19 protein-coding genes, 1 tRNA gene and 1 pseudogene are annotated in these 17,378 nt (G+C 66.6%); 10 read left to right on the top strand and 11 right to left on the bottom strand.

Going from position 1 to position 17,378, the window contains the following annotated elements; all coding sequences use genetic code 11:
- Window positions 1–11: 11 nt before the first annotated feature.
- Together AC3WMA_RS17240 and AC3WMA_RS17235 are read left to right on the top strand one after the other, a co-directional pair.
- The gene (locus AC3WMA_RS17240) at window positions 12–518 is read left to right on the top strand and encodes a lysozyme inhibitor LprI family protein (RefSeq protein WP_492286590.1); all 507 of its coding nucleotides are present in this window, start codon (window positions 12–14) and stop codon (window positions 516–518) included.
- 103 nt (window positions 519–621) lie between these two features.
- Complete coding sequence (locus AC3WMA_RS17235) at window positions 622–1,410, top strand: YdcF family protein (protein ID WP_492286589.1); 789 nt, start codon at window positions 622–624, stop codon at window positions 1,408–1,410.
- 1 nt (window position 1,411) lies between these two features.
- On the opposite strand, the gene AC3WMA_RS17230 is transcribed toward AC3WMA_RS17235, so the two are convergent.
- Complete coding sequence (locus AC3WMA_RS17230; protein ID WP_492286588.1) at window positions 1,412–1,681, bottom strand: DUF3253 domain-containing protein; 270 nt, start codon at window positions 1,679–1,681, stop codon at window positions 1,412–1,414.
- Entirely contained in the window at window positions 1,678–2,370 is a 693-nt protein-coding gene (locus tag AC3WMA_RS17225; protein WP_492286587.1) for a DUF599 domain-containing protein, read from the bottom strand. The genes AC3WMA_RS17230 and AC3WMA_RS17225 overlap by 4 nt, the downstream gene beginning before the upstream one ends.
- A 135-nt stretch (window positions 2,371–2,505) precedes the next feature.
- Here AC3WMA_RS17225 and AC3WMA_RS17220 point away from each other — a divergent pair, with 135 nt between their 5' ends.
- From AC3WMA_RS17220 to AC3WMA_RS17210, 3 genes are all read left to right on the top strand, one after another.
- On the top strand, window positions 2,506–2,919 hold the full coding sequence (locus tag AC3WMA_RS17220) for a rhodanese-like domain-containing protein (RefSeq protein WP_492286586.1): 414 nt from the start codon (window positions 2,506–2,508) through the stop codon (window positions 2,917–2,919).
- A gap of 9 nt (window positions 2,920–2,928) precedes the next feature.
- Complete coding sequence (locus AC3WMA_RS17215; RefSeq protein WP_492286585.1) at window positions 2,929–3,102, top strand: hypothetical protein; 174 nt, start codon at window positions 2,929–2,931, stop codon at window positions 3,100–3,102.
- 324 nt (window positions 3,103–3,426) lie between these two features.
- Window positions 3,427–5,226 carry an ABC transporter ATP-binding protein gene (locus AC3WMA_RS17210; protein WP_492286584.1) on the top strand — a complete coding sequence of 600 codons (1,800 nt, stop codon included), beginning with the start codon at window positions 3,427–3,429 and terminating at the stop codon, window positions 5,224–5,226.
- Window positions 5,227–5,389: 163 nt separating this feature from the next.
- On the opposite strand, the gene AC3WMA_RS17205 is transcribed toward AC3WMA_RS17210, so the two are convergent.
- Together AC3WMA_RS17205 and AC3WMA_RS17200 are read right to left on the bottom strand one after the other, a co-directional pair.
- Complete coding sequence (locus AC3WMA_RS17205) at window positions 5,390–5,908, bottom strand: gamma-glutamylcyclotransferase family protein (RefSeq protein WP_492286583.1); 519 nt, start codon at window positions 5,906–5,908, stop codon at window positions 5,390–5,392.
- A gap of 14 nt (window positions 5,909–5,922) precedes the next feature.
- Window positions 5,923–7,095 (bottom strand): isovaleryl-CoA dehydrogenase, encoded by a 1,173-nt coding sequence (locus AC3WMA_RS17200; protein ID WP_306223973.1) that lies wholly within the window; start codon window positions 7,093–7,095, stop codon window positions 5,923–5,925.
- A gap of 230 nt (window positions 7,096–7,325) precedes the next feature.
- Between AC3WMA_RS17200 and AC3WMA_RS17195 the strand changes: the two genes are divergently transcribed.
- A complete protein-coding gene (locus tag AC3WMA_RS17195) occupies window positions 7,326–7,817 on the top strand; it encodes an ABZJ_00895 family protein (RefSeq protein WP_492286582.1) in 492 nt (163 codons plus the stop codon).
- Window positions 7,818–7,926: 109 nt separating this feature from the next.
- Window positions 7,927–9,540 carry a M14 family metallopeptidase gene (locus tag AC3WMA_RS17190; RefSeq protein ID WP_492286581.1) on the top strand — a complete coding sequence of 538 codons (1,614 nt, stop codon included), beginning with the start codon at window positions 7,927–7,929 and terminating at the stop codon, window positions 9,538–9,540.
- 3 nt (window positions 9,541–9,543) lie between these two features.
- Here the strand turns inward: AC3WMA_RS17190 and AC3WMA_RS17185 are convergent, their stop codons facing one another.
- The 5 genes and pseudogenes from AC3WMA_RS17185 to AC3WMA_RS17165 form a co-directional block, all read right to left on the bottom strand.
- Window positions 9,544–10,536: a CorA family divalent cation transporter gene (locus AC3WMA_RS17185; RefSeq protein ID WP_492286580.1), complete on the bottom strand. Its 993-nt coding sequence runs from the start codon at window positions 10,534–10,536 to the stop codon at window positions 9,544–9,546.
- Window positions 10,537–10,630: 94 nt separating this feature from the next.
- A complete protein-coding gene (locus AC3WMA_RS17180) occupies window positions 10,631–11,599 on the bottom strand; it encodes a glycoside hydrolase family 25 protein (protein WP_492286579.1) in 969 nt (322 codons plus the stop codon).
- Window positions 11,600–11,920: 321 nt separating this feature from the next.
- Window positions 11,921–12,694 (bottom strand): annotated as a pseudogene (locus AC3WMA_RS17175) (glycoside hydrolase family 25 protein); the annotation flags it as partial.
- A gap of 219 nt (window positions 12,695–12,913) precedes the next feature.
- Window positions 12,914–12,998, bottom strand: a tRNA-Leu gene (locus AC3WMA_RS17170).
- Window positions 12,999–13,123: 125 nt separating this feature from the next.
- Window positions 13,124–13,393 carry a FliM/FliN family flagellar motor switch protein gene (locus tag AC3WMA_RS17165; RefSeq protein ID WP_257735169.1) on the bottom strand — a complete coding sequence of 90 codons (270 nt, stop codon included), beginning with the start codon at window positions 13,391–13,393 and terminating at the stop codon, window positions 13,124–13,126.
- 137 nt (window positions 13,394–13,530) lie between these two features.
- Between AC3WMA_RS17165 and lipB the strand changes: the two genes are divergently transcribed.
- The 3 genes from lipB (at window position 13,531) to AC3WMA_RS17150 (ending at window position 16,221) form a co-directional block, all read left to right on the top strand.
- Window positions 13,531–14,235: a lipoyl(octanoyl) transferase LipB gene (gene lipB, locus AC3WMA_RS17160; RefSeq protein ID WP_492286578.1), complete on the top strand. Its 705-nt coding sequence runs from the start codon at window positions 13,531–13,533 to the stop codon at window positions 14,233–14,235.
- A gap of 65 nt (window positions 14,236–14,300) precedes the next feature.
- Window positions 14,301–14,501 (top strand): hypothetical protein, encoded by a 201-nt coding sequence (locus AC3WMA_RS17155; RefSeq protein ID WP_492286577.1) that lies wholly within the window; start codon window positions 14,301–14,303, stop codon window positions 14,499–14,501.
- Window positions 14,502–14,613: 112 nt separating this feature from the next.
- Window positions 14,614–16,221, top strand: a complete 1,608-nt coding sequence (locus AC3WMA_RS17150) for a carboxyl transferase domain-containing protein (protein WP_492286576.1) — start codon at window positions 14,614–14,616, stop codon at window positions 16,219–16,221.
- A gap of 286 nt (window positions 16,222–16,507) precedes the next feature.
- On the opposite strand, the gene AC3WMA_RS17145 is transcribed toward AC3WMA_RS17150, so the two are convergent.
- Window positions 16,508–16,744 (bottom strand): hypothetical protein, encoded by a 237-nt coding sequence (locus AC3WMA_RS17145; protein ID WP_492286575.1) that lies wholly within the window; start codon window positions 16,742–16,744, stop codon window positions 16,508–16,510.
- Window positions 16,745–16,846: 102 nt separating this feature from the next.
- Window positions 16,847–17,317, bottom strand: a complete 471-nt coding sequence (locus tag AC3WMA_RS17140; RefSeq protein ID WP_492286574.1) for a hypothetical protein — start codon at window positions 17,315–17,317, stop codon at window positions 16,847–16,849.
- Window positions 17,318–17,378 lie beyond the last annotated feature (61 nt).

Genomic DNA, 17,378 nt, shown 5'->3' with positions numbered 1-17,378 from the left:
ATGATGGCGGCATGAGCGCTTTTCGGACGATCCTGCTTCTGTGCAGCCTCGCTGCGACCGCGCCGGCGGTGGCACAGACCTCCCCGACTCTGCAAACCGATCTGGCGGCGCTCTCGGGCTGCCTGCGCGATGCGGGCTCCTCGCAATCAGCCTGCATCGGTACGGTGGCCGTCGCCTGCGTGCGTGCAGCCAGCAATGATCAACGCGGCGCCGAGGCAGCCTGCGCCCGGCGCGAGGAGGCGGCGTGGCGCGAGCGCCTGACGCTTGCCCTGCAAGTCACGGGACGCGGGCTCGATGGCGGCCAGCGCAGCCGGCTTGCCGCTTTGCAGCTCGCCTGGGAGAGCTATGTCACGCAGAAGTGCGCCTTCTACGGCGCGACCCAGCGCGAGGCGCTGCAGGCCGGGCGGCAGGCCGGCTGCGAATTGCGGGAGGTCGCCGGCCGCGCGATCGAGCTCGCGAAGGCCCTTCCGCAGGCCGGCGGGCGACGCCCGCAATCGCCGCCGCAGATCATTCGCTGATCGCGCGCCGATCCCGGAAGGCGCTTTCGGGACGCCCCGGTTCAGAAAGCCGTCAGCATTTACCGATAGGACTTGAGCCGTCTTCCTTCGGACCAGGCCCTCGATGTTCTTCGTTCTCTCAAAACTCGTCTGGTTCGTCCTGTCGCCGGTCAATCTTGCCATCCTGCTTGCGGGCCTCGCGGCGCTGCTCGCTTTCACGCGCTTCGCACGGCCGGCGCGCTGGATCGGGCTGATCTCGCTGATCGCGCTTGGCCTGATGGCGTTCAGCCCGCTGCCGCGCGCCGTGCTGAGGCCGTTGGAGGACCGTTTCCCGCAGCAGGATGCCCGCAAGGGGCCGGTGACCGGCATCGTCGTGCTCGGCGGCGCCGTCGGCATGTCGCGAGGCGATGTCGCCATGAACGCATCGGCGTCGCGCATGACCAAGGCGGTCGAGCTGGCGCGGCTGCATCCGCAGGCGAAGGTCGTCTTCACTGGCGGAGGCGTCAGTCTCACCTCGAACGTGGTCGTGACCGAAGCGGACGGAGCGAAGCTGCTATTCGAAGGGCTGGGACTCGAGCCCGCCCGGCTTATCCTTGAAGACAAGTCGCGCAACACGCGCGAGAACGCCATTTTCACGCGCAACCTCGTCGACCCCAAGCCCGGTGAGCGCTGGCTTCTGGTGACATCGGCCTGGCATATGCCGCGCTCGATCGGCGTGTTCCGCAAGGCCGGATTCGCGGTCGAAGCCTTTCCGGTCGATTTCTGGTCGAGCGGGAAGGCCGGCGATTTCGTGCGGCCCTACGCCCGCGCGCCACGAGCGCTCGAAATCGCCGATAACGGCTTCAAGGAATGGGTCGGCCTCGTGGCGTACCGGCTTGCGGGCTATACCGACGAGCTCTTCCCGGCGCCGTAACTCAGGGCACAGCCACGGGCAGCACGAGCCGATAGACGCCGCGGAAATCGTCGGGATCGACCGGGCGGCCCTTGCGGGTGATGACGAGCCGGCCTTCCTTCATCAGCTTCACGGCGGCCCGTCGTACGGGCTGCATCAAAGGCCCCCAGCCGTCAGAATGGTCCCCGCCAAGGCGGCGGGCCACATCCATCGGCGAGATCGTCAGGCCCGCTTCGCGCTGCGCCAGCAGGTCGAGGATGGTGCTCTCGATCGCTTCGGGTTCGATGCTCATGGCCCACTCGGATAGGTGAAGACGCGGGCGGCGTCGGAGGCGTACTGGCGGCGATACATCGCGATCAGCACGGCACCGGTGAAGCCGATGAAGGTGACCGGCCCAAGGAACCAGCCGAGATAGGCCAGCGCGAAGAAGAAGGCGCGCTGGCCGCGGTTGAAATGCCGGCCGGCGGCGATGTTCATCTCGATCGTCTCGTGCACGGCATGGGCCATCGCCTGCTCGTCCTTGCTGTCGAACGGTGGCAGGGCGCCGACCAGGATGACGCAGTAGTTGAACAGCCGGTAGGCCCAGGCGAACTTGAAGAAGGCATAGCCGAAGATGCCGACGAGCCCGATGATCTTCACCTCCCAGACGGAGCGCAGGGTCACCGGCACGAAGGGCAGGTCGCTGAAGATGGCCACGGCGCGGTCCGTGGCGTTCAGCAGGGCGAGCGTGCCGCCGATCGCAAGCAGCGAGGTCGAGGCGAAGAAGGCGGTGCCGTTCTGCAAACCGCCCATCACTTGCGTGTCGACGATCCGCACCTCGCGGCCCGCAGCCTCGCGGATCCAACGGGCGCGGCGCTGGTTCATCCGCATGTTCAGCGTCCGGGCGGCGTGCGGGCCGAGCTCGACGACATAGTGGTAGCCGATCCAGGAGGCGGCGAAGAACGCGAGCGCGATGACGTCCAGATTGCTGAAACCGAGCATGCTGCCGCTCTGCCATTTCGGGAGCCGGAGAGGCAAGCAGCTTGTGACGAAGCCGCGCGGGCGACAAGCCTGATGGCATTGACGCTGCACCGGCGAGCCGCCACGGTGCGGCCGGATTCGGGGAGGGCATTCGCCATGCCGCAGACCATCACCAAGGGCTACAAGGCGCTGGTCGCGGAGGCCGAGAGCCGGATCGAGACGCTCTCCGTCGAAGAGGCGCAGGCGCTGCATGGCAGCGACGCCGTGGTCTTCGTCGACCTGCGCGATCCCCGCGAGCTGGAGCGGGAAGGGCGGGTGCCCGGCGCCTTCCATTGTCCGCGCGGCATGCTGGAATTCTGGATCGATCCGGAAAGCCCCTATGCCAAGCCGGTTTTCCAGCAGGATAAGCGCTTCGTCTTCTTCTGCGGCGGTGGCTGGCGCTCGGCGCTCGCTGCGCAAGCCGCGCAGGAGATGGGGCTGAGGCCGGTCGCTCATGTGGCTGGTGGGTTCTCAGCCTGGAAGAAGGCGGGCGCGCCGGTCGACATGACCGCCGGCGACAAGAAGGGCTGAGAGCGAATCTTGTCGCATATCATCATCGTTCTGCTGGTCGCGGCTTTCATCTTCCGCAAGCCGCTGGGCAAGCTGCTCGCGCGGCCCTGGCCCAATCACGCCAAACGCCAGCAGGTGCTGGGCACGATCATCGCGGCCTTCCTGCTGGTGATCGCGATCCGGCTCTTCGCGCTGTTCTGGTAAGCCGGCGTACAACTCTGCCTTGAATTGGGCGAAGACGCCTCGTGCAGCCATTGCATGGGAGGCGGGCTTGCGCGCTGCTTAAACATCAGGCATCTTCCTCCACCTTGGCTCCAACTCAAGAAAGGGAGGGCTGAATGAAATTTATCAACACCGCAGCCACTCCCATGCGACCAACCCGGCACTAGGTCGGTCTCGCACGAGGCCCGCCTCCAGGCAGTCTCCTGAGCCTTTTTCCAACTTCCATCTTTCATTGCCGAAGCCGGCGCGCGCCGTCGTCTTCGCCTGATTTCGGAGTCGGCGGCCGTCTCGGCGCCGAATGACGCTATGTCTCACGATACTCAAACCGGGCGGCGCGAGCCGTTCCGGGCCGTTCTCGGCTTCACGTTCAAGCATTGGGCGCGTCAGCCCGGGCAGGTCGCCTGGGTGGCCGGCGTCACCATCGTCGCCACGCTCGCCGAGCTGTTCACGCCGGTCTATGCCGGCCGCCTCGTCGATGCGGTGTCGGGCACTGCCGGCTCCGGCGGCGCTGAGGCGGCGCTGTGGGCGCTCGGCGCGATGATGGTGCTGGCCGCCATCATGGTGATCGGGCGGCATTTCGCCTTCACCGGCATCACCACCATGACTCTGCGCACGATGAGCGACGTCTCGCAGGAGGCCTTCGCGCGCCTGCAGCGCTTCTCGACCGACTGGCACGCGAACAATTTCGCGGGCTCGACGGTGCGCAAGATCACGCGCGGCATGTGGGCGCTCGACCTCTTGACCGACACGGTCCTGATCGCGCTCCTGCCGTCGCTCGTCATCCTGCTCGGCATGACGGCGGTGCTGGCCTGGCACTGGCCGGCGATGGGGCTCGTCGTGGCGCTCGGTGCTCTCGCCTATATCGGGCTGACGCTGGCGCTTTCGCTGCGCTTCGTCGCGCCGGCGGCGCGGCTTGGCAACGCCTGGGACACGCGTCTGGGCGGTTCGCTGGCCGATGCCATCACCTGCAACCCGGTGGTGAAGGCCTATGGCGGCGAGGCGCGCGAGGACCTGCGGCTGGCGACGGTTGTCTCCAAGTGGAGCCTCAGGACGCGGCGCGCCTGGATTCGCGGCACCTGGTCGGGCACCGGCCAGAACGTCGTGCTGCTGGTGCTGCGCGCGGCGGTGATCGGCCTCGTGATCTGGCTCTGGGCGAACGGGCAAGCTTCGCCCGGCGACGTCGCCTTCGTGCTGACGGCCTATGCGGTGGTGCACGGCTATCTGCGCGATGTCGGCCAGCACGTCCATAACCTGCAGCGCTCGGTCAACGACATGGAGGAGCTCGTCTGGATGCATGACCTTCCCTATGGCGTGCCGGACCGGAAGGGCGCTGTGGACATGAGCGTGACGGCGGGCGAGATCGCCTTCGAGGACGTGACCTTCCATTACGGAGGCCATCACGATCCGCTCTACCGCGATTTCTCGCTGACCATCCGTGGCGGCGAGAAGGTCGGCCTCGTCGGCCGCTCGGGCTCCGGCAAGACGACCTTCGTCAAGCTGGTGCAGAGGCTCTACGACGTCACCGCGGGCCGCATCGCGATCGACGGGCAGGATATCGCCGATGTCACGCAGGCGTCGCTGCGCCAGCAGATCGCGATCGTGCAGCAGGAGCCGGTGCTGTTCCACCGCTCGCTGGCCGAGAACATCGCCTATGGCCGGCCGGGCGCGAGCCTGGCGCAGGTCGAGCAGGCGGCGAAGCTCGCCAACGCGCATGAGTTCATCATGCGCCTGCCCAAGGGCTACGCCACGCTCGTCGGCGAGCGCGGCATCAAGCTCTCGGGCGGCGAGCGCCAGCGTGTCGCGCTGGCCCGCGCCTTCCTGGCCGATGCGCCGATCCTGATCCTGGACGAGGCGACGTCGAGCCTCGATTCGGAATCGGAGGCGCTGATCCAGCAGGCGATCGAGCGCCTGATGGAGGGCCGCACGACGATCGTGATCGCGCATCGTCTCTCGACGGTGCGGGCCATGGACCGCATCCTGGTCTTCGATCGCGGCCGGGTAATCGAGGAGGGGCCGCACGAGGCCCTGCTGACCCGGCAGGACGGCGCCTATCGCGCGCTGTTCGAGAAGCAGGTCAGCGAGCTGGCGAAGGGGCTGGCGGCGTAAGGCTCGACTTGCCCCCTCTCCCCCTGTGGGAGAGGGATGGGGTGAGGGGTCTCGCGAGCTTGATCGTTAGCGTCGTTGCGCTGACGTTCGAGGTTGCGCGACCCCTCATCCGTCTCCGCTGCGCGGAGGCGCCTTCTCCCGCAGGGGGAGAAGGGAGAGCGCGTCATTTCGGCGCGAGAGCCCTGGGCCTGACGCCTTTCACCGGGCCGGGCGGCAGAGGCGCGTTCTCATCCTGATTCAAGCCCTTCAGATCGAAATTCGGCTTCGTCAGAAACCGATTCAAGCCGGTGACGTAAGTCTCTGGCAGGCCGAAATGTTTTGCCCCAGCGATGACGGCTTCCATATAGCCCGGCTTCGGCCGTCCGGGATCGCCCGAGCGGCCGATATAGATCAGCGCGCGCTTGGCGCCGCCCGGCACGATTACCGGCTGGCTGATCTTCACATAGAGCCCGCTGGCCAGCTCCTCGAACTTGTCGAGGACGCGCATGTCGCTGAGCGAGCAGTCCCAGAGCACGCCATGGACCTCCTCGCGGGGATCGCGGATCACCGAGGCATAGCCGTCGCGCGTGACGATGAAGCGGTGACGCGGCAAGCGGGCCGGGCCGAGCGGGCGCGCCTTCGGGCAGCGCTCGGCCATCCCGACCGAGTCCATGTTGAGGCCATAGGCGAAGTAAAGGGGCATGAGGCCCTCTAGCCTCACTTCGTCTTGTTGAACAGCTCCCGCCCGATCAGCATCCGCCGGATTTCGCTCGTCCCGGCGCCGATCTCGTAGAGCTTGGCGTCGCGCAGCAGGCGGCCAGTCGGATAATCGTTGATATAGCCGTTGCCGCCGAGGAGCTGGATCGCATCGAGCGCAACCTGCGTCGCCTTCTCGGCCGCAATCAGGATGGCGCCAGCAGCGTCCTCGCGGGTTGTCTCGCCGCGGTCGCAGGCCTTGGCGACGGCATAGACATAGGCGCGGCAGGAATTCATCGCGACATACATGTCGGCGACCTTGCCCTGGACGAGCTGGAACTCGCCGATCGACTGGCCGAATTGCTTGCGCTCGTGGACATAGGGCATGACCACGTCGAGCGCCGCCTGCATGATGCCGAGCGGGCCAGCCGCCAGCACGACGCGCTCGTAGTCGAGGCCGGACATCAGCACGTTGACGCCGCGCCCGACCGTGCCGAGCACGTTCTCCTCCGGCACCTCGCAATCCTGGAAGACGAGCTCGCAGGTGTCGGAGCCGCGCATGCCGAGCTTGTCGAGCTTCTGGTGGGTCGAGAAGCCCTTCATGCCCTTCTCGATCAGGAAGGCGGTGATGCCGCGCGGCCCGGCTTCCGGATCGGTCTTGGCGTAGACCACCAGCGTCTCGGCGATCGGGCCGTTGGTGATCCACATCTTGTTGCCGTTGAGGACGTAGCGGTCGCCCTTCTTGTCGGCGCGGGTGCGCATCGAGACGACGTCCGAGCCCGAGCCCGGCTCGGACATGGCGAGCGCGCCGACATGCTCGCCCGAGATCAGCTTGGGCAGGTATTTCCGCTTCTGCGCCTCGTTGCCGTTGCGGCTGATCTGGTTGACGCAGAGATTCGAGTGGGCGCCGTAGGAGAGGCCGACCGAGGCGGAGGCGCGCGACACCTCCTCGACCGCGATGCAATGCTCGAGATAGCCTAGTCCGGTGCCGCCATACTCTTCCTCGACCGTCATGCCGTGCAGTCCGAGCGCGCCCATCTCGGGCCAGAGATCGCGCGGGAACTGGTTGGTCTTGTCGATCTCCTCGGCGCGCGGGGCGATCTTCTCCTGCGCGAAGGCATGGACCGTGTCGCGGATCGCGTCGGCGGTCTCGCCGAGGTCGAAATTGAACGGGCGCGGCGCGTTGGCGAGCATGATGTCCTCCCGGGTCGAACAGTTTTGCGCAGCCTGGATGCCGGCCGCTTTGCAGCAAGCTTACAGATCGGGAATGCCGGTGTCAGGCCGAGTGGAGCAGCGGGCGATGTGGGCGGTTTCGCACGGGTTGGAGCCTTCGAAGAGCCTGCCCCCTATGCAGTGCCCGGGCTTTACCCGCCTTGCCGGCCAGCGTAGCCGCAGGGCGCACCATGCCTGCCCGGAGTTTCCGCATGTCTCAGCCCTCGACCGTGTCGCCCATGTCCAATGGGGCCCTCCTTCTGCGCTTCATCGCCTTTCTCGTCGCGGGGGTGATCGTCCTCAACATCGCGATCATGGCGCTTGAATCCTATTTCAAGCAGTCACCGGGCAGCACGGGCGCGCTGGGCCTCATCCTGATCTGGAGCGCTGCTTCGTGGACAGGGCAGATCTGGTTCAGACGAGAGCAGGCCCGCCCGCCGTCCGGCCGCGCCTGGTCGGTCGCGCTGCTCTGCGCGCTCGCGACCTTCGTGCTGCAGGCCGTCTTCGTGCTCGTCGTCGCCGGATCGATGCCCGGCGGCTTCGCCAGCATCGCGCGCTATCGCAGCAGCGATCAACTGCTCATCGCCGGGGCGTTCGCGGGAATCTTCGTGCTGGAATTCCTGCTCATCCGCGCGGCGATCTTCTGGGGCGCCAAGGCCGAGGAGAAGCGGGCGCAGCAGCGGGCGGCGAAGGCTCAAGCTTGATCATCAAGCGCCTCGCGAGCCAAGGCGGCGACCCGGTCATCGAGGCTGTTGCAGGCCGCTCGCGCGCGGACTTAGGATAGCTCTTCCATATCCCAGGCGGGAGCGCGCCATGAACGGTCGGATCATCCTCGCAGCCGGTCTCGCGGTGGCTCTGGGGGGCGGCGCGCTGGCGCAGTTCAAGCCGGAAAGCGCCTATCGCGAGAGCCCGGCGGTGGCGGAGCGCTATCCCGATCCGCAGGTCGCGTTCACGACGCCGGCCTTCGCGCCGGGCAAGACCGATTTCACCGGCCAGGCCGAGATGATGGCCTTCGTGACGGCGCTGAAGGAGCGGGCGCCGCAGATGACGCTCTCGATCATCGCCAAGACGCAGGAAGGGCGCGACATGCCCGCCCTGGTGTTCTCGCGCCATGGCCTCGACACGATCGGCAAGGGCCAGCGGCCGGTGGTGATGCTGATCGGCCAGCAGCATGGTAACGAGCCAGCCGGTGGCGAGGCGATGCTCGTGCTGGCGGAGCGGCTCGGGGCGGGCAATCTGGCGCCGCTGCTTGAGTCGATCGATGTCGTCATCATCCCGCGCGGCAATCCGGACGGGGCGGATCGCTATCGCCGGGCGCTGGCCAACGGGGTCGATCCCAACCGCGATCATACGCAATTGCGCACGCCGGAAATCCGGGCGATCGCCGAGTTGTTCACGCGCTACCGCCCCGACATCCTGCTCGATTGCCATGAATTCACCGTGGCCGGCCGCTGGGTCGAGAAGGTCGGCGGGATGGTCAAGGTCGACGGCATGATCCAGGCGGCGACGGTGCCCAATCTCGCGCCGGCCCTGAAGCAGATCCAGGACGATGTCGTGCTGCCGGCGCTGCGGACGGCCTTCGAGACGGCCGGCGTCACCTATGAGTGGTATCACACGACCGATGGCGCGAACCCGGCCTCGCCGGTGGCGATGGGCAGCATCGGCGCCGATACCGGCCGCAACATCGCCGGCCTGCGCAATGCGGTCAGCCTCCTGCTGGAAACGCGCGGCATCGGCATCGGCCGGGCGCATCTGGGGCGGCGGGTGCAGGCCCATGTCATCGCCTCCGAAGCCGTGATCAAGCTCGCGGCGCAGCGGCCGGGCGATATCCTCGCCGCGACCCGCAAGGCCGAGGCCGAGGTCGCTGCGATCAAGCCGGGAACGCCCTTCATCGTCACGGCGCGGCAGAAGGCGGAGCAGCGCACGCTGACCTTCATCGATCCGGCGACGGGGCAGGACAAGCCGGTCGAGGTGAAATGGCTGTCCTCGCTCGATATCGAGCCCACGCTGATGCGGCCGCGCCCGGCGGGCTACGCGCTGCAAGCGAAGGCGGTTGACGCGATCGAGGCGCTGCAGCGGCTGGGGCTGAAGACTGAGACGGTGACCAAGGCAGCGACGGTCCCGGGCGAACGCTACAGGGTCGTGAAAGTTGAGATGGGCGCCAAGGAGGATGGGCGCGGCGACGATACCGGCGCCGGCCAGATCGTGAAGGGCAGCTACGCCGTGGAGGCAGCTTCCGTGCAGCTCGCGCCGGGCGATGTCTATATCGGCCTCGATCAGCCGCTGGCGGCGCTGCTGCCAGTGATGCTGGAGCCCGAGAGCCAGACCGGGCTTGCGGCAAACAAAGTGCTGCCGGTGGAGGAGGGTGGCGTGCTTGATGTCCTGCGCATCACCGAACGGCCGGGGGCGGCGCTGGCCAAGCCCTGACTCTCAGCTCCCGATCACGCCCCGGCGCCTGAGCAGGATGAGGGTGAGCAGCGCGGCGGCGAGGCAGGTCAGCGCCACGAAGACCGCGCCGGCCTCCGATTCGACCCAGGGCAGGCCCTTCACATTGATGCCGAACAGGCCGGTGATGAAGGTCGCGGGCAGGAACAGGGCCGTCAGCAGCGAGAGCACATAGAGCTGCCGGTTGGTGCGGCTGGCCGAGCGGGCGGCGATCTCGTCCTGCAATAGCCGTGCCCTGTCCTGCACCGACTGGACATCGTGATGCAGGCCGTCGACGCGCTGGAGCAATCGCGTGGCGGCGGCCTTGACCGCGTCCGGGGCGCTGCGGCCGGACTGGGTCTCGGCGAAGCGGCGGAACAGGACATGCAAGCCGCTGAGCTGCCGATGCAGCCGCACCGCGGTGCGTCGGACCGCGCCGACGCGCTGTGGACCGTCATGCAGCCGATCGAGCAGGATATGGTCCTCGACGCTGTCGGTCTCGTCGACGAGGCGCACGACGGCATCGGTCACGTCGTCGATGATGTATTCGATGATCTGCTCGAACAGCCCGGCCGGGCTCGCGGCCGGCTCGCCGCGATCGAGCGCCTCGGCGGTCATGCGGATCGAATGCAGCGCCTCGCGCCGCCCGGTCAGCAGGAAGCTCTCGCCGATGATCCAGCGCAGGGCGCCGACATCCTCGGATTTGTCGGCGATGTCGCGGATCAGGTCGTGCGAGACGCCCCAGGCGAGATTGGCGGAGTGGTCCAGCCGCTGGTGCGGCTCATGCGAGAGGAAGGCTTCCTGCGTCGCATCCGGCAGGTCCTGTTCGGCGACCCAGCTCTGCGCGCGGGTATGGACGAGATCGAGATGGAGCCAGACGAAGCCCCCGGCGGGGGCGAGATCCGGTATCTCGTCGCGCGGGATGCGGGTGGGCTCTCCGTCCGCGTCGAAGCGATAGGCCCAGATGATGCCGGATTGGTACTGGAGATCGCTGAACATGCCGGGCTTCCGCTGTCGCCACGGACCTCTCCGGCGGCGCGGCGCCTAAGGGCGCCGCGGATATGACGGCGGCATGACAGCCGGCAAAGCTGTCTCAATCGCGCCCGATCGAGCCGGTCACGTCGGCTCGGCGGTTATCGGCCGTGCGTGCGTTGGGAATCCGGCCGGGCGGGGCGAATTTCAGCCTAGTGCCGCCGGCATCCTTGGGCGCGCGCAGGCCGGCGGGTGTTTGCGGCGGCGTGCGCTCCGCGACCTTCGGCTCGCTGCCATGCCATTTGCGCGTGCCGATGTCGAAGCGACCCTGGCGCCAGGCCTCGAACTCGCGCTCGCTGCCGAAGAAGGCGTTGCGGTCGACATCCCCGGTGATGCCCGGCACGCGGCCGGTGGTGGTGAACTGCCAGAATTCCCAGCGGTCGCGCTCATAGCGCTTCGCCAGCGGCGCCGCCGTCGAGCGCAGCCAGAAGGGGTGGTCGTTGAGCTCGCCCTCCAGCACGTCCTCGTGGAAATTGATGTCGGTATAGATGACCGGCTTCTTGCCGGTATGCTCGCGCAGGCCCTTCAGCATCTCGTTGATCTTGGCCATGGCCAGCTCCTTCGAGATCTTGCGGGTGCATTGCGAGTCGTTCTGCCATTCGACATCGAGCACCGGCGGCAGCGCATCGGGATCGCGCGGGATGTGTTTCTTGATCCAGCGCACCTGATCCTTGGCGGGACGGCACCACCAGACGAAATGATAGGCGCCGCGGGCGACGCCGTGCTTCTTCGCCTCGGCCCAGTTGCGCTTGAAATTGGGATCGAGATGGTCGCCGCCCTCGGTCGCCTTGATGAAGGCGAAGCGCGTGCCGGCATCCTTGACCCGGGCCCAGTCGATCTCGCCCTGCCAGCGGGAGACATCGATGCCCTGGATCACCTTGCGCCGCGCATCGCGGACGCCGTGATGGGGCGAGCTGTCGCCCTTCTTCGGATAGAGCGCCTGCGCCGGCTCGATGAGACCTATCATCAGGGCCATGAGGGCGAGGGCTTTCAGCCCGATCCGTCCGCCGGTCAGCTTGCGCGCTGGCATGTGTTTCTCCTGCATCACAGGTCCAGATGCGAGGAGCGTGGTTAAGCGCCGGTTAGAATTGCGGCGCAGTCTAGGAATGAATTTCAGCCTTGGTTAACCGGCGCGGTTTCGCCCGTCCGCTCAGTCGAGGACGACGGGCTCGACCTGGTTGTCGATCGCCCGCATGGTCGAGGCGACGGCGGGCACGCTGCCGGGGATACGTGCGACGGGCACGTCGCTCGGCTGCTGCGGCTCGGGCGCGGAGGGAGGAGGCAGCGGCTGCTGCTGGACGGGCGCAGGCTGGGCCGGCCCCTCGCGCTTGTCCCAGCGGCGCGTGCCGATATCGTATTCGCCGCGCAGCCAGCCGGCGAACTGGCTCTCGCTGCCGAAGAAGGCGTTGCGGTCGACATCGCCGCGGATGCCCGGCACGCGGCCGGTGGTGGTGAACTGCCAGAACGCCCAGGGCCGGTTGTTGTAACGGGTCTCCGGCAGCGCGGCGGTCGAACGGATCCAATAGGGGTAGTTGTTGAACTGCCCCTCCAGCACCTCGCGATGGAAGGTGATGTCGGTATAGATCACCGGCTTCTTGCCGGTGAGCTGCTCCAGCTCGGTCAGCATGAGCGCGATCTTCTCGCGGGCGAGCTCGCGGTCGATCTTCTGCGGGCAGGTCCGCGAATGGCCGTTCCACTCGACGTCGAGCACGGGCGGCAGGGCGTCGGGATCGTTCGGGATCTGCTGCTTGAACCAGACCGCCTGCTCATGGGCCGGGCGGCACCAGAACACGAAATGATAGGCGCCGCGCGGGATGCCGGCGCGGCGCGCGCCTTCCCAGTTGCGCCGGAAGGTCGGGTCGACATGGTCGCCGCCCTCGGTCGCCTTCATGTAGACGAAGCGGGTACCTGCCGCCTTGACGGCGTTCCAGTCGATCTCGCCCTGCCAACGCGAGATGTCGATGCCGTGGATCGGATACTGATGCGCCGTCGCGACGCCGGGATGCGGCCGGGCATCGCCCTTCGACGGGTAGTTGTCGAGCGCCACGCAGCCGCCGAGCGCCGCGAAAGCGGCGACGGCCAGGAGGGGCAGGGCACGGAAACGGGGCATGCGGCGAGCGTTCATGTCGCGGAGAATTGCTGGGAATGTTTGATGGCTGGTTTACGTTACCAAAGTTCTGCCACCTGTCAGCCCGAACTTGGGCGGGACGAAGCCGCGTGCCGATGCCGGGAGGCGAATCGCAGCTGACACGAAATCTGAAGGCTTGAGCCGAAGTCGTTGACATTGCCCGGAAACACGAAAGGCGACCCGAGGGTCGCCTTTCGCTGGATTTTCATCCGAATTTGGTGCGGTCGAGAGGACTCGAACCTCCACGGGTCTCCCCGCTACCACCTCAAGGTAGTGCGTCTACCAATTCCGCCACGACCGCAGCTCGGTTCCGGTTGCGGGCGGTGCAACCAGGGAGCGGCGCCGATCTAGCAAATCGAATCCGCTGCCACAAGGGTGTCATCAAGGAAAAACGCAGAACCGCGATTTTTCCCCAGATCGGCTGGTTCAGGCGGCGTCGGCGACGGTCTGCAGGGTGTAGATCGTCGGGCGCTTGAGCATCTGGGTGATCTCGACGGAGATTCGGGCGCCGCTGACCACGACGATTCCCTTGGCGAAGGGGTGGTTGTTGGCGAGAATCTGGACCTCGTCGGTCTCGCTGGTGTTCAGCTCGATGATCGCGCCGCGGCCGAGGCGCAGCAGCTTGTAGATCGGCATTTCGGTCTGGCCGAGCACCACCGTGAGTTCCACCGGGACGAGATCGAGATCGGCCTTCAAGTCCTGCCTCCGGAACCCTACTTCAGAATTGGACCAGCGAAACTTGCCTGCCCGCCGGTTTTGGGCGCAAGAGGCATTCCGCGGGTCGGGCCGGTGTGTCGCCAGCCCGGAAACTTTGAGCGGAACATGGTTAAGCCATGGTGAAGATGCGTGAAGAACTGGCCGTCTCCTTCCTGCCGGAAGGGGCGTCCGAGCCGGTCGAATGGGTCGTGACGGAGGGGCTTGTCGGCTATGACGAGGCCGTCGCCGAGATGGAGGCCCGCGCCGGGCTGATCGCGGACGGGCTGGCGCGCGAGCGCGTCTGGCTGGTCGAGCATCCGCCGCTCTATACCGCCGGCACCTCCGCCCGCGACGAGGACCTGATCGCGCCGGAGCGATTCCCGGTGTTCCGGTCCGGTCGGGGCGGGCAGTTCACCTATCACGGCCCCGGCCAGCGCGTGGCCTATGTCATGCTCGACCTGAAGCGGCGTCAGCCGGACCTGCGCCGCTTCGTCGCCGCGCTGGAAGGCTGGCTGATCGGCGCGCTCGACGATTTCAATATCCGTGGCGAGCGGCGCGAGGATCGCGTCGGCGTCTGGGTGCGCCGGCCCACCAAGGGCGCCGACACCGAGGACAAGATCGCGGCGATCGGTATCCGCGTGCGGCGCTGGGTCTCGTTCCACGGCATTTCGCTGAATGTCGAGCCGGACCTGTCGCATTTCGACGGGATCGTGCCCTGCGGCGTCAGCCAGCATGGGGTCACCTCGCTGGTCGATCTCGGCTTGCCGGTGACGATGCCGGAGGTCGATTCGGTGCTGCGCGAGGCGTTCGAGCGCGTGTTCGGCCCCACCGTTCAGGTCTGATTTACCATCCGTTAGCCATGGCGCCGCCATCTTCAGCCGGGGTTGGGTTGAAGATGGGGACGACAATGCGAAGCTTTTTTCTGGCCGGCGGCCTCGCCGTGCTGCTCGCAGGCTGCAACACGACCGACCAGCGCATCGCCGGTGCGGCGGCCGGCGCGGGCGCCGGCGCACTCGTCGGCGGGCCGATCGGGGCCATTGCCGGCGGCGCGATCGGCGCGGTTGCCGCGCCGTCGGTGACCGGCTCGATCAACAAGATGAAGGAATGAGCCGATCCAGCGGCGCGGATTTGCACGGCCGCGTCCGTGCGTCCGCGCCGGTTGGCGTTTTCGACGCGGCGCGCCATAAACTCGGCAGAGATTGTCGTCGAGGAGCGCGCCCGTGCCTGTCATCGAGAGCAAGGTCGATCTGAATTCGGCCGAGACGCGCGCCAATGCCGAAGCCTGGGCCGGATTGCGCGGCGAACTCCAGCAGCATCGCGCCACCGCCGCGCTCGGCGGCAACGCCAAGTCCCGCGAACGCCACACCGCGCGCGGCAAGCTTCTGCCCCGCGAGCGCGTGCTGCGGCTGACCGATCCGGGCTCGGCCTTCCTCGAAATCGGTTCGCTTGCCGCCTTCGGCATGTATGAGGGGGATGTCCATGCCGCCGGCATGATCGCCGGTATCGGCCGCGTCGCCGGGCGCGAATGCATGATCGTCTGCAACGACGCGACGATCAAAGGCGGCACCTACTATCCGATGACGGTGAAGAAGCATCTGCGGGCGCAGGAGATCGCGCGCGAGAACCGCTTGCCCTGCATCTATCTCGTCGATTCCGGCGGCGCGAACCTGCCGCACCAGACCGAGGTCTTCCCCGATCGCGAGCATTTCGGCCGGATCTTCTACAATCAGGCGACGCTCTCGGCCGAGGGCATCCCGCAGGTCGCGGTGGTGATGGGCTCCTGCACCGCCGGCGGCGCCTATGTGCCGGCGATGTCCGACGAGACGGTGATCGTCCGGAAGCAGGGCACGATCTTCCTGGGCGGCCCGCCACTGGTGAAGGCCGCGACCGGCGAGGTCGTCTCGGCCGAGGATCTGGGCGGCGCCGATGTCCATGCGCGGCTCTCGGGCGTCGCCGACCATTATGCCGGCGACGATACCCATGCGCTCGCCATCGCCCGGCGGATCGCGGGCAACCTCAACAGCGTCAAGCGGCCGGATATCGACATCGCCGAGCCGGTGGAGCCGCTCTACGACCCGGCCGAGCTCGAAGCCGTGGTGCCGACCGATCTCAAGAAGCAGTACGATATCCGCGAGGTGATCGCGCGGCTCGTCGACGGCTCGGAGTTCGACGAGTTCAAGAAGCTCTACGGCACGACGCTGGTGACGGGCTTCGCCCGCATTCACGGCATTCCGGTCGGCATCATCGCCAATAACGGCATCCTGTTCTCGGAAAGCGCGGTCAAGGGCGCGCATTTCATCGAGCTCTGCTGCCAGCGGCGCATTCCGCTGCTCTTCCTGCAGAACATCACCGGCTTCATGGTCGGCCGCGATGTCGAGACGCGCGGCATCGCCAAGGATGGCGCCAAGCTGGTCACGGCGGTGGCCTCGGCGCGGGTTCCGAAGATCACCGTGCTGGTCGGCGGCTCCTTCGGCGCCGGCAATTACGGCATGTGCGGCCGGGCCTATTCGCCACGCTTCCTGTTCACCTGGCCGAATTCACGGATCTCGGTGATGGGCGGCGAGCAGGCGGCGAGCGTGCTCGCGACGGTGCGCCGCGATAATATCGAGGCGGAGGGCAAGAGCTGGCCTGCCGCCGACGAGGAGGCCTTCAAGGCGCCCATCCGCAATCGCTACGAAGAAGAAGGCTCGCCTTACTTTGCCACGGCCCGGCTCTGGGACGACGGCATCATCCTGCCGTCCGAGACCCGCCGCGTACTGGCGCTGGCCTTCTCGGCGACGCTCAATGCCGAGGTGCCGGAAACGAAGTTCGGCGTGTTCCGGATGTGAGTGATAGGGGGAGAGGGCTAGGCTGCTTTCCGCCCTTTGCGGACACCTTAGCGCGAAACGACGCTCGTTAAGCGATCCGGCCCGGCGGCTGGCGATTGAGGAAACTTTAGGAGGCGTTCACACTCAACAAGGGCTTCCTTATGGCTGTCCCACCACTTGTCCGCTTCGCGCCCGTTCCCCGCCCTATCTACCGGTCCCGAAATCTGTCGACTTGGTCGAATGAAGATCGAAAGAAACAGTGCGGAAGCGGAAAGCTCTTCATATGCCCTCTGGCAAGGGTTTTGTGCTATTCCATCTGAGATATTGTATTTTTCTTATAGAGAAAAAGTTCAAGCGTTGAGTTATGGAAGATAGATGCCAGCGTGTCGCCGCTACCATCTTTGGCTGCTGTCACAATTTTATTCTGAGCTGCCACGATGGCTTTATGAAGTGCGTAATCGTGCGGAGTTTGCGCGCGCGCCTCTGTCGGAGAAAGAAAGCCAAGTCCGCAGAAGAGGAGCAAGCCGATGATGGGATTCAGCATCTCTCTCCGCGACACATGAACCTCCATCTAATTGGTTTACTCTAGCAAAAGCCGGAGAAGGAGATAGGTCCCTCATCGACCCCAAGCGGAAGCCAGCCGGCCTCACCGCAATTCGATCTTTACGACCTCATAGACCGCTCGCGCGCCGCGCTTGTCGCCGGGTGCGACGAGGCGCCAGCCGCCGTCGAGCGGCTTGCCGTCCACCGCCGAGACGAGGATCAGAGGCAGGTTGCCGAAATCAGGATGGATCTCGCCGATCGAGAAGGCGATCTGGTAGCCGTCCTTGGCATTGACGAGGAAGGTCTTCTTCAATTGCTCGACAGGCTTCAGGCCGTCGAATGCCTTGTTCGCCTGCAGCACATCCCAGAGCAGCACACCCTTGTAGCGCCGCGTCGCCGGTCCCTTCGAGGTCTCGAAGGTCACCTCACGCTCGGCGACAGGCAGGGCCGCGAGGGATTGCGACGAGAGCCGGATCGGTGCGGAGCCGATGCCGGCGAGCTCGACGGCCGGCTCCTGGGCGCGCAGGGCCGGCGCCATCGTCAGCAGGGCGAGCAGTATCAGGGTGCGGAGCACAGTGGGCGATCTCCGTTGCAGGTCGCCGGCATCAGGACATCATCCGCTCCCACCCTGTCGA

It is taken from the genome of Allobosea sp. FW305-C-101, from assembly GCF_058783685.1.
The sequence above is the reverse complement of the archived record's forward strand: the minus strand, read 5'-3'. Positions and strand labels throughout refer to the sequence as shown.